This window comes from Oceanobacter sp. 1_MG-2023, from assembly GCF_030689025.1.
In the GTDB taxonomy this organism is placed as follows: domain Bacteria; phylum Pseudomonadota; class Gammaproteobacteria; order Pseudomonadales; family Oceanobacteraceae; genus Oceanobacter.
On sequence record NZ_JAUYWA010000007.1, the window covers coordinates 37,313 to 52,335 of the forward strand.

A 15,023-nucleotide genomic window follows, 5' to 3' on the forward strand; every position below is an offset into this window, starting at 1 on the left:
TTCGTTTATTTATGCATACGGTTTCTTTTGATATTCCAGCACTCGGACAGGCTGGTCAGGCGCAGATACAACAACGGATTGATCAGAAAACCAAACCTCCGGGGGCGTTGGGGGCGTTGGAAGTACTGGCCGTCCAACTGGCCCAGATCCAGCAACTGGATGGCGGCGACGAGGAAATCCGGATCACCCGGCCAACCATGCTGGTGTTTGCTGCTGACCATGGTATTGCTCGTCATCCCGTCAGTATTGCCCCTCAGGCTGTCACCAGACAAATGGTGCTGAATTTTCTGGCTGGTGGGGCGGCTATCAACTGCTTTTGTCAATCCAGTGATATGGCCTTGCAAGTGATTGATGCCGGAGTGATTCAGCCGCTGGAAGCTGATCATCGGTCACTGTTACGGCGTCGGGTTGGCCCGGGTAGTGCCGATTTTTCGGTCCAGCCAGCCATGACGGCAGAGCAGTACCAGCGCGCGTTATACCTGGGTGCAGACGTGGCCCGCGAGGTGATTGCCCAAGGCAGTAATGTGCTGGGGCTGGGTGAGATGGGTATTGGGAATACCAGCTCCGCCTCCGCGTTGCTGGCACTGGCAGAAAACCTGGCAGTCGAGCAAGTCATTGGCCGGGGGACGGGCATTAATGATGATCAGCTGTTGCTCAAGAGTGAACTGGTGGGCCGGGGTGTGCAGCGGGTTCGGGCAGCGTATGCCGATGCCAGTCCGGCGGTTGCATTACAGGAAGTGGGTGGTTTTGAAATCGTCCAGATCGTTGGAGCCATACTGGCGGCGGCGGCGCAACGGACGGTCATTCTGGTGGATGGCTTTATTGTCACGGTTGCAGCGCTGCTGGCCTGTCGGATGGAACCCGGCTGTCGGGACTATATGGTGTTCTGCCATCATTCTGCGGAACCGGCACATCGTTTGGCGCTGCAGGCCCTGGAAGCCAACCCCTTGCTGGATCTTGGGCTGCGACTGGGAGAAGGCACCGGCGCCGCTTTGGCATTACCCTTGTTGCGGGCCGCGGCAGGTTTTTATAACCAGATGGCCAGCTTTGCCAGCGCTGGGGTCGAGGTCTGATGTCGAGTCTTCTGATGCAGTTACGCCAGCATTGGCAGTTATTACAGTTGGCAATCGGGTTTTTGACCCGATTGCCAATGAGTAGTCAGTTGCTATATAGCCCTGACAGAATGCACAGTGCCTTGGGTTACTTTCCGTTGGTGGGGTGGCTTCTGGGGTTGTTATTGATGCCGGTGTATCTGCTGGCAGAAGCCGGGTTAGGTATGGCTCCAGCGGTATGTGTGCTGTTGATAACCAGCCTGTTATTGACCGGTGCCTTGCACGAAGATGGCCTGGCGGATTGTTTTGATGGCTTTTATGGAGGCCTGGATCAGCCTCACAAACTCCGTATTCTCAAAGACAGCCGACTGGGCACGTATGGCAGCAGTGCGCTGTTGTTGGCGTTGCTGTTCAAGTACCTGTTGCTGGTCGCCCTGGCAGAACAGGGCGAATTACTACTGGCGTTATTGATTGGTTATCCCTTGTCGCGGGCGATGGCGATTACCCATGCCCAGGATTTGCCGTATGTATCGGCACCGGGAACCAGTAAAAGCGACCCGCTGGCGTACCCCATGAACACCGCCTTGTTGATGCAGGTACTGGTGACGGGAGCGGCGGGACTGTTGTGGTTGCCGTTCTGGTCGGCATGGGTGCTGGCGATTGCTGTTGTGGTCATGCGATGGTGGCTGAAACGTTGGATGAGCAAACATCTGTACGGTTTTACGGGGGATAGCCTCGGTGCTGCCCAGCAATTGCAGGAGTTGCTGATTTATAGCGTTTTGCTGGCCCTTGCGAATGGCGGGCAACTGGCATGATTCATTTGATACTGGGAGGCGCTCGCTCGGGCAAATCCCGTTACGGCCTGTCTGTTGCCAGTGATCTGGCAGCCCGGCAACAGGTAAACAAATATTTTGTCGCCACTGCCACGTCATTCGATGATGAAATGCAGCGTCGGATTGAGCGGCACCAGCAGGAGCGAGGAAAGGATTGGCCGCTGGCCGAAGTCCCGCTGGCGTTGCCTGAGTATTTGGCGCAGCAGTCCGGCCCGGGTGTGATGCTGGTGGACTGCCTGACGTTATGGCTAAACAACCAGTTTTATCATTTTCCTGAGCAGGATTTCCCCGCCTTGTTTCAGTCGTTGACCGAGGCATTACAACAGTGCCCGTTGGATGTGGTGCTGATTGCCAATGAAATCGGTTTGGGCGTGATACCGGCTGGCGATGTCAGTCGAAGGTTTGTCGATCAGGCAGGCTGGCTAAATCAGGCAGTGGCGGCAATCGCCGACCGGGTCACGCTGGTGGTGGCTGGTATTCCCGTGATTGTAAAGGAGGTGCAAGCATGACAACCGATATAACAACAGGCGATACGATTATTGACCTGGTTCGACACGGTGCCGTGGACGGTGAGGCGGCCTTGTATGGCCGTTTTGATATTGCACTCAGCCCCATCGGTTGGCGGCAGCTGGAGCAGGCATTGGCCGCGATTACTGCTGCGGATACAAGCATAGACGCGATCATTAGCTCTCCACTACAGCGATGTCAGGCGTTTGCTGCTCACTGGGCGCAACAACAAGGAATGGCGCTGGATATTGTTCCGGCGTTGCGGGAGTACGATTTTGGCGATTGGGACGGTATTCCATTTACCACCCTGTTTGGTCCTCCGGAAGATAATCCGGATGGCTGGAGCGAACTGGAAGCCTTTGCCCAGTTTCCGGCCGGTAATCCACCACCGGGAGGCGAACGCATCGAACAGGTGTACGAACGGGTGGTACAGGGCTGGCAGCAAATAACGGAGCAGCATGGGGGGCAGCATGTGGTAGTGATGTGCCACGGTGCTGTGATTCGCCTGATTCTGGGTTACTTGCTACCGGTCGACTGGCGGGATGGCAACTGGTATTCCTCGCTGGCGATTCATTATGGCAGTCGCACCCGTATCCGCCTTTCGCCGCACCCTGACGTGGCACCGGTGGTGGAGTGTATCGGCTGGTTGCCTGCAGGCAGTGAGCCGTGCTGAATCATGCCTGGCGATCCCCGGACACACTGATGGTGCAAGGCACCACCTCGGATGCCGGTAAAAGCTTGCTGGTGGCGGGCCTGTGCCGTTGTTTCCACAACCTTGGTATCGCGGTGGCGCCGTTCAAACCACAAAATATGGCTCTGAACAGTGCCGTGACCGCGTCCGGGGGTGAAATTGGCCGGGCTCAGTCACTCCAGGCCAAAGCCGCACGACTGGTACCCCATGTCGATATGAATCCGGTGCTGCTCAAACCCCATTCAGACACCGGAGCCCAGGTCATTATTCATGGCAAGGCCATTACCGATATGGAAGCCGCGGCCTATCATGATTACAAGACCACCGCGATGACCGCGGTACTGGCATCCCACCAGCGCTTGCAGCAGCAGTACGAACTGATCGTGGTGGAAGGGGCGGGCAGTCCGGCAGAAATCAACTTGCGCGACCGGGATATTGCCAATATGGGGTTCGCTGAAGCCGTTGACTGCCCGGTGATTATTATTGCCGATATTGATCGGGGCGGCGTGTTTGCCCAGCTGGTGGGGACATTGGAGCTGTTATCTGAGACCGAACAGCAGCGGGTGGTGGGCTTTGTGATCAACAGGTTTCGGGGAGATATCGGGTTGTTGCAACCGGGTCTGGACTGGCTGCAACAACGCACGGGCAAACCGGTGCTGGGTGTCTTGCCTTACCTTATGAACCTTGGTGCTGCGGCGGAAGATGCCATCGACACCGAGCAGCAACTTGATCACACCGACATTCGCTTGCGGGTACGTGTGCCGGTGCTGTCGCGTATCAGTAATCACACCGATTTTGACATGCTGCGCCAGCACCCGCAGGTAGACTTTGCTTATGTCGGGCCAGGGCAGCCATTAACCGGCGCTGATCTGATTATTTTGCCCGGCAGTAAAAACGTCCGGGCCGAACTGGACCTGTTACGTAAGGGGCGTTGGGCCAGCGATATCGCCCGCCATCTGCGATATGGCGGCAAGTTGATGGGTATTTGTGCAGGCTATCAGCTGTTAGGGGAAGCCATTCATGATCCCGAAGGTGTCGAAGGCCCGGCGGGCAGTGCAACAGGCCTGGGTTATCTGCCGATTGCAACACGACTGTTCCCGGACAAATCCCTCACCAACGATCATGGCCAGTTGCTGTTGTATGACGACCATCACCAGATTGTAGCGCCGCCGATGCGGGTGCCAGTGACCGGTTATCAAATACACGTCGGACAGAGTCATTATCTTGAGCCAGCGACGGCCCGGCCATTTGCACAACTGGATTCCGGCAAGAACCAACTGGACGGCTGTTATAGCGCCGACGATCAGGTGGCTGGAACCTATCTGCATGGGGTTTTTGATACGCCATCTGCCTTGCAGTCCATTCTGGCCTGGGCCGGTGCCAGCACTGACCGGATTGACGATTATCAGCAACAACAGGAGCAGGCGCTGGATCGTATTGCCGCTGCCTGTGCCGAACATCTTGATATCCCGGCGTTGCTGGCGTTTAGCTCGGCATCCAGGCCCCAAGTACCCACTCAAGAAAACAGCCAAGAAAACAGCCATCATCCACTATCAGGGAGCAACTCGTGAGCCAGCCACTCGATAAAAATGCAGCACACAAAGCCAAAATGCAGCAACAGCAAGCCACCGTCGCCGAACGGGTCAAGGCTGCACAGGAAAAACGCGGCACACTGATCGTGATCACCGGTAATGGCAAGGGCAAGTCCACGTCCGGTTTTGGCACCATTGTGCGGGCACTGGGCTACGACTATAAAACAGCCGTTGTACAGTACGTTAAAGGCACCTGGCCCTGTGGCGAGCGAGATCTGCTACAACAACTGGGGGTGCCGTTTCATGTGATGGGGACCGGGTTTACCTGGGATACTCAGGATCGGGAAAAAGACATTGCCGCGGCACAAGAAGCCTGGGCGGCCAGCAAGGTATTTCTGGCGGACCCGGATATTCATGTGCTGTTGCTGGATGAGCTGACCTATATGCTCAGTTTCGAGTACCTGGATATTGACGAGGTTCTCGACGCTCTGGCCAATCGCCCGGTTGAACAAACCGTGGTGATTACCGGTCGGGATGCGCATCCCCGGTTGATTGAACTGGCCGATACCGTCAGTGAAGTACAGCCGGTCAAACATGCGTTTGACGCCGGTATCAAGGCCCGTAAAGGAGTCGATTGGTGAGGTTGGTTCATGGTATTGGCGGGCTCTGGCTGGCCACGGTCTTGGCGGTGCAGACCGCACCCGCCATGTCAGCCGGGACAGCACCTCAAGCTGCTTCGGTGACGCCTGCCACTGCTGTGGCCGCCGACCGTCAGCGGTTGCGTATTATTGCGCTGGCGCCACATATCGTAGAGCTGCTTTATGCCATTGGTGCCGGTGAACAGATTATCGGCACCACCGAATACGCCAACTACCCTGAGGCGGCCAATCACATTCCCCGAGTGGGGTCGTACGCTGGTTTGCAGATTGAAAAAATCCTGCAAATGAAACCGGATCTGATCATCGCCTGGGGCACCGGGAACCCGTTACCGGATCTGGAGCGACTGCAGCACTATGGTCTGCCCGTGGTGTATTCCGAAGTGACCCGACTGGATGATGTGGCCAGCGAGTTGCGCCACTTTGGCCAGCTCACCGGCCATGAAAAGCGTGCCGAGCAGCAAGCGCTGGCGTATGAGCAACGCTTGCAGCAATTACGCCATCGCTTTGCAGGTAAAGCTCCGGTGCGCGTGTTTTACGAACTCTGGTCGCGACCGCTGACCACGGTGGCGGGTAACGCCTGGCCACAGCAACAGTTGATCCTATGCGGTGCACACAACCCTTTTGCCAGTCTGGATCAGGATTACCCCGGTGTTGGTCTGGAGCAGGTGATTGTGTCGGCTCCGGAAGTCATTATCCAGCCAAGCCACAATACAAACGACAACAGCAATATTGACGCTGATGCGGTTAACTGGAGTCGCTGGCCAACTATTCCAGCGGTGAAAAACCAGCAAATGATTCATCCGAATGCCGACAAGTTACACCGCATGACGCCACGGGCGCTGGATGAAATTCAAGTGCTGTGTGAACAGATCGATCGTGCCCGATAAAACCGTCGGCATAAAAACACTTTTTCGTGATGACAGGCCTGATCACGGCCTGTCCCAGTCGTAGTAATCTCGGTCAGTCTGTTACTTATGAGAATGACTGCCTATGACCCGTTCCCACACTGAAGCACTGATTTTCAACTACTACCAAGCGTTTAATCAACGCGATATGACGACCTTTCTGGATTTGCTGACGGCGGATGTGATCCACGATATCAACCAGAGCGAACGAGAAATTGGCAAGGAAGCCTTTGCGCGCTTTATGGAGCGAATGAACCGGCACTACCAGGAAACGCTGAAAGATATTGTGATTCTCAGCAGCCCCGACGGCGAACGTGCCGCAGCTGAATTTGTGGTGCATGGCGAATACCTGCTCACGGATGATGGCTTGCCCGCCGCCAATGGCCAGCGTTATGTATTGCCTGCCGGGGCGTTTTTTGATGTTCAGAATGGCAAAATTGCCCGCGTCAGCAACTACTACAACCTCGACGACTGGATTCGCCAGGTCACCGAGGTGGCTGCAGACTGATGTGCTTCAGGGCTTGCTGCGCCTGGGGCGGGTCAGCCGGGTACGTTTGAGGCGCCAGTCAGGGATAACAGGATTCTGCCAGGAAGGCCCAAAATACGGCCAGAATGCAGCGGATATTGTGCTTGCATGAAAATATCCGCTGCGGTGCCTGTGCCGGTTTCTGAATCATTCCAGTGGCTGGCCGTGACAGGTTGGACTGGTCTCGATACAAGCGGCCTTGCTGGTTGAAATTACCGTCTGCCTTCTGGCGCTGACACGTCGTATAATGGCCGTTTGATTTCCCTCATATTCGCTGTTTTCAGGATCGCTTTTGTCTTCCGACCATTCTTCAGTCCCCACCTCTGACCAGGCTGTAACCGCCGATTCACACCCTGCTGCCATTGATGCGCGGGCCTTGCACCAGGCGATCGACCATTGTCTGATCCGGGATCGCCTGCGCTTGCGGCGGCAGTTGAAAGAGTTGCTGGCCAGTCAACGACGGCAACAGCCGTTTGAGTCTGCACTGGCGACATTGCTGTCACGTATCGAAACCAGTCAGCAGCGGGTGGCGCAACGCAGTGATCCGGTGCGCTTGAGTTATCCGGATTTACCGGTTTCGGAGCGCAAGGATGAGATTCTTTCAGCCATCAAGAACCACCAGGTGGTGGTGATTGCCGGTGAGACCGGGTCGGGTAAGACCACACAGTTACCCAAAATCTGTCTGGAAGCCGGACTGGGGCGTTATGGTCGTATTGGCCACACCCAGCCGCGCCGGCTGGCGGCCCGGTCGGTGGCGCAGCGTATCGCGGATGAACTGAGTGTCGAGCTCGGGTCGCTGGTCGGCTTCCAGATTCGTTTTACCGATCAGAGCAGCGACCAGACGCGCGTCAAGTTAATGACCGATGGCATTCTGCTGGCGCAAACCCAGCATGACCGCTTCCTCAATGAATACGATGTCATCATTATTGACGAAGCCCATGAGCGCAGTCTGAACATCGATTTTCTGATGGGCTACCTGAAAAACCTGCTGCCCAAACGGCCTGACCTGAAGCTGGTGATCACCTCGGCGACCATTGATGTCGAACGCTTCTCGGCTCATTTTGGCGATGCGCCTGTGATTCAGGTGTCCGGTCGAACCTATCCGGTCGAGACCCGTTACCGGCCATTGGTACGGGAATCGGAAGAGGAGGCTGATCGCACCCTGTTCGAAGGGGTGCATGATGCCTTGACCGAATTGCGTAACGAGGACAAAAAAGGCGGTGCTCCTGGGGATGTCCTGGTGTTTTTACCCGGCGAGCGAGAGATCCGGGAGTGTGCTGAATATTTACGGCGTGCCAGTTTGCCCGCTACGGATATTCTGCCGCTGTACGCCCGTCTGAGTGGTTCCGACCAGCAGCGGATATTCAAACCCCATGGTGGGCGTCGAGTGGTATTGGCTACCAACGTTGCTGAAACCTCGCTGACGGTGCCAGGTATTCGTTATGTGGTGGATGCCGGTGTCGCCCGTATCAGCCGCTACAGCTACAAAAGCAAGGTACAGCGTTTGCCGGTAGAGGCGATTTCGCAGGCCAGCGCCAACCAGCGTGCCGGTCGTTGTGGCCGAACCTCGCCGGGCATCTGTATCCGTCTGTATGAAGAGAGTGACTTTTTGGGGCGGGATGAATTTACCGACCCGGAAATTCGCCGCACCAATCTGGCGGCAGTGATTTTGCAGATGTTGCATCTGGGGCTGGGGCGGTTGCAGGATTTCCCGTTTGTCGATCCACCGGATGAGCGGTTTATCAAGGATGGCTTTACCCTGCTGCAAGAGCTGGAGGCAGTTGATAAACAACACAAGCTGACTGCTTTGGGGCGGCAGATGGGCCGTTTACCGACCGATCCGCGTTTGTCCCGCATGATGCTGGAAGCCCAGAAGCAAGGTGCATTAACGGAAGTGCTGATTATAGCGGCGGCGCTGACGGTGCAAGACCCGCGTGAGCGACCGCAGGATAAACAACAGCAGGCCGATGAAAAGCATCGCCTCTGGCAAGATGAAGACTCAGACTTTGTGGCATTGGTGAATCTTTGGAATGCCTACGAAGAGCAACGCCAGGAGCTGACCCAGAACCAGCTTCGCAAGTGGTGCAGCAAGCATTTTCTCAACTATATGCGCATGCGCGAGTGGCGCGACACCCATCGTCAGCTGCATTTGCTGTGCAAGGATCTTGGCCTGACCGAAAACAGTCAGGTTGCCAGTTACGAGTCGCTGCACAAATCGTTGTTGGCGGGCATGTTGAGCCAGATCGGTTTTAAAAGTGAAGGCCAGGAATATCTGGGTGCCCGTAACCGCAAGCTGTTTGTTTTTCCGGCGTCGAGCCAGCACAAGAAAAAGCCGAAATGGATGATGGCGGCGGAGCTGGTGGAAACCAGCCGGTTGTTTGCCCGTACCGTGGCCAAGATCGAACCGGCCTGGATTGAGGAAATCGGCAAACCCTTGCTCAAATACCAATATTTTGAGCCGCATTGGCATGAGAAGCGTGGCCAGGTGGTGGCGTTTGAACAGAGCACCCTGTATGGCCTGATCGTTAATCCGCGCAAACGGGTGAATTATGCCCTCAGTCATCCACGGGAAGCCTGGGAAATACTGATTCTGGAAGGTCTGGTCGGACAGAAGATCCGTACTCGGGCGGATTTTTTGCAGCACAATATCGACCTGATTGCCGAGGTGACCGAATACGAAGAGAAATCCCGCCGTCGTGATCTGGTGATTGATGACAACTTCCTGATCGATTTTTATCAGGCACGTTTGCCCGAAGAAGTGGTGACTACCCGGCATCTGGAACGCTGGTACAGCAAAGCGACTGAGGCGCAACAAAGCGCTCTCAAACTGACCCGGGAACAACTCTTGAGTGATGCCGCCGCCGGTATTACTGATCGGGACTTTCCGGCAGAGCTGGAGTGGCAGGGGCTGCAATTTCCACTGAGTTACAAGTTTGCACCCGGTGCCATGGATGATGGGGTCTCGCTCAGTGTTCCCGTGGCGATGTTACAGCAGGTGCCTTCCGCTCAAGTGGAGTGGCTGGTGCCCGGATTTATTGCCGAAAAAGTAGCGCTGATCATCAAGGGCCTGCCCAAAGCCATCCGTAAATTGTTTGTTCCGGTACCGAATACCGTCGAAGATTTCCTGCAAGGGGCGCATGCCAGCAAAGGCAGTTTGTATTCTTTGTTGTGTGCCTACCTGAACCGGACAGCCCGGCCCCGTATTGAAGTAGATACCTTGAGGGCGATTGAGTTACCTGCGCATATGCTGATGAATATCCAAGTGCTGGAAGACGGCAAGTTGATGGCGGAGAGTCGTGATCTGGAGGCATTAAAAACCGATCTGAATGAACTCAGCAAGCGTCAGATGCAAGGCATGGTGAAGCATGAGCTGCAGCGGGAAAACGTCCAGCGTTGGGATTTTGGCGATTTGCCCGAAGCCACTCAGTCTGAGATCAACGGTTTGCAAGTACGGGCATTCCCGTGCCTGAAAGTGGACAACGAGCAGCTGCAGCTGACCGTGGAAGCGGATGCCGATGCTGCCCGGCGCAGTCATCGGCGTGGGTTGGTGACCCTGTTCCGGCAATCGCTGAGCGAACAGGAGCGGCTGTTAAAAAACCGCATCCAGAAAAATATGAACAACCGCTGGTTGCAGGCCAAGGGAATGGGTACCCAACAGTCCCTGACCAACGAATTGGTCGAAGCCGCTTTCCAGCAGGTGTTTGTTCCGTTGGATGAGCCATTGCCTTATAAAGAGAGTGATTTTCAGCAACGCTTGTTACGTCGAGCGACATTGGTAGAGCACGGTGAGCAGCTACTGGCGCAATTTATCGAATGGCTTGCCCTGCGACATAAAATCCTCAAGAGCATGAGTGGGGCTGTCAGCCTGGATCGCGCCATGGCCTACAGCGATATCAAGGTGAATCTGGAGCGTTTGCTGCAACCCGGCTTTATGCTCGATGCCAGCTGGAAGCGGCTGACATGTTTTACCCGCTACCTTAAAGCCATGGAATATCGCATCGAGAAACTGCAGGGCAACTTGCCTCGCGACCGTCTGGGCATGAAAGAATACGCCTCGGTTTATGAGCCTTTTGTGAAGTTCACTGAAGGTATGGTGCTGGATGAACCATCGGAACTGACGGATTTTCGCTGGTTGTTGGAGGAGTTCCGGGTGTCGCTGTTTGCCCAGCCGCTAGGCACCCAGGAAGCGGTGTCGTTAAAACGGCTTGATAAACGTTGGCAAGAGTTGACAAGTTAGTGGCTGGGCGCTCTGGTGAGGACAGCGATTGGTCATTATGATGGTTGTCTTTGTTTATGGAACAGGCCGGTATTGAGATGCGGCTTTTTTCCATGCCTGCAAGCTGTTTTAATACCGCCCAAATGGATTGAGGGGATCATGATGAAGCTTCTTCTTGCGACGTTGCTCTTGACGTTGGCCAGCACTGGCCAAGCGGCCAGCGCTGATGACAATCTGGACCCGTGGGAGGGCTTTAACCGTCGGGTTTTTGCATTCAACGAGGTGATGGATAAATACGTGCTGAAGCCGACAGCTCAAGCGTACCAGTATGTGACACCACAAAGTGTGGATGATTCGGTGAGTAATTTTTTCTCCAACATTGGCGATGTGCTGGTGGTGGTGAATGACCTGGGCCAGCTCAAATTGACTCAGGCGGCGTCGGATACTGGCCGTTTTCTGGTTAACAGCACGGTCGGTTTCTTTGGCTTCTTTGATGTCGCAACCCATATTGGCCTCAGAAAACACAATGAAGACTTTGGCCAGACGCTGGGGTATTGGGGAGTTGGCACCGGCCCGTATCTGATGCTGCCGCTCCTTGGTCCAAGCAACTTGCGCGATACCGGTGGTTTGGTGATGCACTGGGGGAGTGGCCTGACCAGTTCCAGGATAGGTGACAGCGTCACTGAAGACTACTCGATGATCGCCTTGCAGGCTGTTGATTTGCGCGCCGACCTGATTTCCTCAGAAGGCCTGATTACGGGTGATCGGTATATATTCTTGCGCAGTTTTTATGTGCAACGGCGGGAATATCTGGTGAATGACGGTGTGGCGGCCGATAGCTTTGAAGATGATTTTGACGATTTTGACGACGAAGAATGGGATGAAGACTGGGACGAAGGTTGGGATAAGGAAGACCAAGACCCGGCATCCACTGGCGAAACCTATTCGATGTGATATTGAGTTGATGTGATGGATCGATAAAACCAAAAAGCCCCGGTGATAGATAAACACCGGGGCTTTTTTTATGCTCGACTTTTTACATCTTTACATCGTTTTTCCAGCGCTTTGCAGGGCGCTGTTTTTCGGTGCCGTCTTGCGAGCAAGGCATGACGGCGGAATTATTGCCCGCGTTTGGGTAATACGTTTTTAAGCTTGTCGTACATGGTCAGGATCGCTGTTTCGGTTTCGTCCCAGCTGATGCAGCCGTCAGTGACGGACTGACCGTATTCCAGCTCATCCAGGTTGGCCGGAATATTCTGGCGACCGTGCTTGATGTTGGATTCCACCATCAGACCGATAATGGACTGGTTGCCATCCAGGATCTGGTTGGTGACGTTTTCCATAACCAGTGGTTGCAAGGCCGGGTTTTTGCTGGAGTTTTCGTGCGAGCAGTCAATCATGATGTTTTGTGCCAGCCCGGCTTTTTCCAGCGCCTGTTCAGCCAGGGAAACATTGACGGAATCATAGTTTGGCTTGCCGCCACCACCGCGCAAAACAATATGTCCATACGGGTTGCCCTGGGTCGTCACAATGGCTACCGAACCTTGCTGGTTAATACCGAGGAAGCGATGCGGATTGGCGACCGACATCAAGGCGTTGGTCGCGACTGACAGGCTGCCATCGGTGCCGTTTTTGAAGCCGACCGAAGAAGACAGGCCGGAAGCCATTTCGCGGTGAGTCTGGGATTCCGTGGTGCGGGCACCAATGGCAGACCAGGTGATCAGGTCTTGCAGGTACTGCGGAGAAATCGGATCGAGTGCCTCGGTAGACAGTGGCAGACCCATTTCAGACAGGTCTTGCAGCAAGCGCCGGGCAATGTGCAAGCCTTCTTCAATCTTGAAACTGTCGTTCATGTAAGGGTCGTTGATCAGACCTTTCCAGCCAACGGTTGTACGGGGTTTTTCAAAATAAACCCGCATCACCAGATACAGGGTATCGCCGACTTTTTCAGACAGCGCTTTCAGGCGTGTGGCGTAATCTTTGGCGGCATCGACGTCATGGATTGAGCAGGGGCCAATAACAATAAAAATGCGATTGTCCTTGCGATCCAGAATATCACGAATCACCTGGCGGCCTTGTTGTACACAGCTGACGGCGGCTTCGGAAATAGGCATTTCCTGTTTGAGCTGATCGGGGGTGATCAGGGTGGTAATCGACTCGATGTTCAAGTCTTCGACACGGTTGTCTGTCATAAAAATCCTGATGATGGTTGACGCTTGTATGTTGGGCCAGGTCGCTCGACGGTCAGTATAGCCAGCTCTGCTAAAGCGGGCGGCATTTTGGGCGGTGGCGCTGTTATAATTGAGTGATTATGACAAATACAGCTCAAAAAGCACATTCAGCAAATGAAACAGGTGTATTACGCATGGGGCTGCCGATGTGGTTTTTGCCGCAATGGAAAGGGCAATTGCTCTCAGCCGATCAATCCAGCGCCAGTGCCCTGGCAGAATACAGTCAGGTCTTTCGCTCGATTGAGGGCAATACGACGTTTTATGGTTTGCCTGAGGCGGCGCGGCTACGGCAGTGGCTGGACCTGACAACAGAAGACTTTCGTTTTTGCTTCAAGCTGCCTCGGGCAATCAGTCATGCACCGGATATTCTGGCGGCTTTGCGAGGCTTGCCAGGGCGAGACCTTGCGGCTTTTCTGGAAGTGATCCTGACCCATGCTCCCGACAAACTGGGTGTGTTGATGTTGCAGCTTCCCGGACGCTTGGGTGCCGACCGTGCCGGAGCGGTTCTGGAGGCTCTGGATTATTTGCTGGGCGGTCATTTCAGTGGCGGTCAGGGCAGCGGACTGACATTGGATATTGCCGTGGAATGCCGGCATCCGTCGTTTTTTGACAAAACCCATCATGAGCCCCGATGGTTGCGGGCGTTGGCCGATCGCCAGATTGACCGGGTCGTGTTTGATACTCGGGGCCTGATGGCAGATAAGGGCTCGTCTGCAGCGCTACTGGATGCCCAGCGTAAAAAGCCAGCCATGCCAGTACACCCGATCGCGACAGGGCGTTGCCCGGTGGTGCGTTTTATCGGCCATCCTCGTTATGAAGACAATCAGCGCTATTTCCAGCAATGGCACAAGAAGTTGAGCCAATGGCAGCAGCAGGGCAAGTCGCCCTATGTTTTCTGGCATACCGTGGGTAACCACGATGTGCCGCAGCTGCATCGGCGGTTGCTGCAAGAGTACTGGCAGCAGTCAGTTGTCTGGCCCGGAGAAAGTGGCATTCATCAGACCGCGGATTTATGGGGCTGATGTGCAGGTACAGGGTTTGGCCCAGGCCTGGCAAGGCTGATGGTTCAGAACAGCGCGTATTTAAGGCCCAGTCCAAACAGCAGGCTGGCCAACAAGCTGCGCAAAACATTTTCCGGGATATGTCGGGCCAGACGGCTGGATACCTGAATCGCCGGGATGGAGCCAATCAGCAGAGCGCCCAACAGCATAAAGTCAACATGCCCCATATACATATGTATCAAACCGGCTGCCAGTGTCAGGGGGACAGCGTGAGCGAGATCCGTACCCACCACATTGGTTGAGCGCAGCGCAGGGTACAGAATCATCAGGATCGCAGTACCAATGGCACCGGCGCCCACCGACGACAAGGTGACCAATACACCAAGAATAACCCCCATGGCGATGGTTAAATGACCAATGCGGGCAGGGTTGTCGCCAAGCAGGCGGTTGGACCAGTACTGGATCGTGGTGCGAAAAACGATGGCACAGGCCGTGAACAGCAGCATGGCACCCAGCACGCTGGTCAGAATATGGCTATATTGCTCTGGGTTATCAAAGAGCTGGTTCAGTATTACACCGGTGATCAAGGCGGAGGTTATACTACCCAGTGCCAGTTTGCGCATAATGCCCCAGTTCACATGGCCCTGCTTGTGATGCGATATTGCGCCAGAGACCTTGGTGATTGAGGCGTACATCAGATCGGTACCAATCGCGATATGGGCAGGAAAACCAAACAGCAGCAGCAGAGGAGTCATCAGCGCGCCGCCGCCGATGCCTGTCAGGCCAACAATAAAACCAACGCCAGCGCCGGCGAGGATATATAACAGAAAGTCCATGTTTGAGGTCTACACTGCCGAGAACGGAAAGAGG

The 15,023-nt window shown here is 55.1% G+C and carries 13 protein-coding genes; 11 read left to right on the top strand and 2 right to left on the bottom strand.

Annotated features, from left to right (window positions below):
* Window positions 1–11 precede the first annotated feature (11 nt).
* From cobT to Q8W22_RS06585, 10 genes are all read left to right on the top strand, one after another.
* Complete coding sequence (gene cobT / locus Q8W22_RS06540) at window positions 12–1,073, top strand: nicotinate-nucleotide--dimethylbenzimidazole phosphoribosyltransferase (RefSeq protein WP_305451874.1); 1,062 nt, start codon at window positions 12–14, stop codon at window positions 1,071–1,073.
* On the top strand, window positions 1,073–1,867 hold the full coding sequence (gene cobS, locus Q8W22_RS06545) for an adenosylcobinamide-GDP ribazoletransferase (protein ID WP_305451875.1): 795 nt from the start codon (window positions 1,073–1,075) through the stop codon (window positions 1,865–1,867). Before cobT ends, cobS begins: the two co-directional genes overlap by 1 nt.
* Entirely contained in the window at window positions 1,864–2,394 is a 531-nt protein-coding gene (gene cobU / locus Q8W22_RS06550; RefSeq protein ID WP_305451876.1) for a bifunctional adenosylcobinamide kinase/adenosylcobinamide-phosphate guanylyltransferase, read from the top strand. Before cobS ends, cobU begins: the two co-directional genes overlap by 4 nt.
* Window positions 2,391–3,065: a histidine phosphatase family protein gene (locus Q8W22_RS06555; protein ID WP_305451877.1), complete on the top strand. Its 675-nt coding sequence runs from the start codon at window positions 2,391–2,393 to the stop codon at window positions 3,063–3,065. The genes cobU and Q8W22_RS06555 overlap by 4 nt, the downstream gene beginning before the upstream one ends.
* Window positions 3,066–3,094: 29 nt before the next feature.
* Window positions 3,095–4,654: a cobyric acid synthase gene (locus Q8W22_RS06560; protein ID WP_305451922.1), complete on the top strand. Its 1,560-nt coding sequence runs from the start codon at window positions 3,095–3,097 to the stop codon at window positions 4,652–4,654.
* Window positions 4,651–5,256, top strand: coding sequence for a cob(I)yrinic acid a,c-diamide adenosyltransferase (gene cobO, locus Q8W22_RS06565; protein ID WP_370693664.1), 606 nt, complete (start codon window positions 4,651–4,653; stop codon window positions 5,254–5,256). Before Q8W22_RS06560 ends, cobO begins: the two co-directional genes overlap by 4 nt.
* Complete coding sequence (locus tag Q8W22_RS06570; RefSeq protein ID WP_305451878.1) at window positions 5,253–6,161, top strand: cobalamin-binding protein; 909 nt, start codon at window positions 5,253–5,255, stop codon at window positions 6,159–6,161. Before cobO ends, Q8W22_RS06570 begins: the two co-directional genes overlap by 4 nt.
* Before the next feature lie 103 nt (window positions 6,162–6,264).
* Complete coding sequence (locus Q8W22_RS06575; RefSeq protein WP_305451879.1) at window positions 6,265–6,687, top strand: ketosteroid isomerase-related protein; 423 nt, start codon at window positions 6,265–6,267, stop codon at window positions 6,685–6,687.
* A gap of 310 nt (window positions 6,688–6,997) precedes the next feature.
* Complete coding sequence (gene hrpA / locus Q8W22_RS06580) at window positions 6,998–10,942, top strand: ATP-dependent RNA helicase HrpA (RefSeq protein ID WP_305451880.1); 3,945 nt, start codon at window positions 6,998–7,000, stop codon at window positions 10,940–10,942.
* Window positions 10,943–11,083: 141 nt separating this feature from the next.
* The gene (locus Q8W22_RS06585; protein ID WP_305451881.1) at window positions 11,084–11,875 is read left to right on the top strand and encodes a VacJ family lipoprotein; all 792 of its coding nucleotides are present in this window, start codon (window positions 11,084–11,086) and stop codon (window positions 11,873–11,875) included.
* A 164-nt stretch (window positions 11,876–12,039) separates the two neighbouring features.
* Here Q8W22_RS06585 and Q8W22_RS06590 read toward each other — a convergent pair whose 3' ends face one another.
* On the bottom strand, window positions 12,040–13,113 hold the full coding sequence (locus Q8W22_RS06590) for a 3-deoxy-7-phosphoheptulonate synthase (RefSeq protein WP_303431443.1): 1,074 nt from the start codon (window positions 13,111–13,113) through the stop codon (window positions 12,040–12,042).
* A gap of 119 nt (window positions 13,114–13,232) precedes the next feature.
* On the opposite strand from Q8W22_RS06590, the gene Q8W22_RS06595 reads away from it, so the two are divergent.
* Window positions 13,233–14,174, top strand: a complete 942-nt coding sequence (locus Q8W22_RS06595) for a DUF72 domain-containing protein (protein ID WP_305451882.1) — start codon at window positions 13,233–13,235, stop codon at window positions 14,172–14,174.
* Between the two features lie 44 nt (window positions 14,175–14,218).
* On the opposite strand, the gene Q8W22_RS06600 is transcribed toward Q8W22_RS06595, so the two are convergent.
* Window positions 14,219–14,989, bottom strand: coding sequence for a sulfite exporter TauE/SafE family protein (locus Q8W22_RS06600; protein ID WP_305451883.1), 771 nt, complete (start codon window positions 14,987–14,989; stop codon window positions 14,219–14,221).
* Window positions 14,990–15,023: the final 34 nt, after the last annotated feature.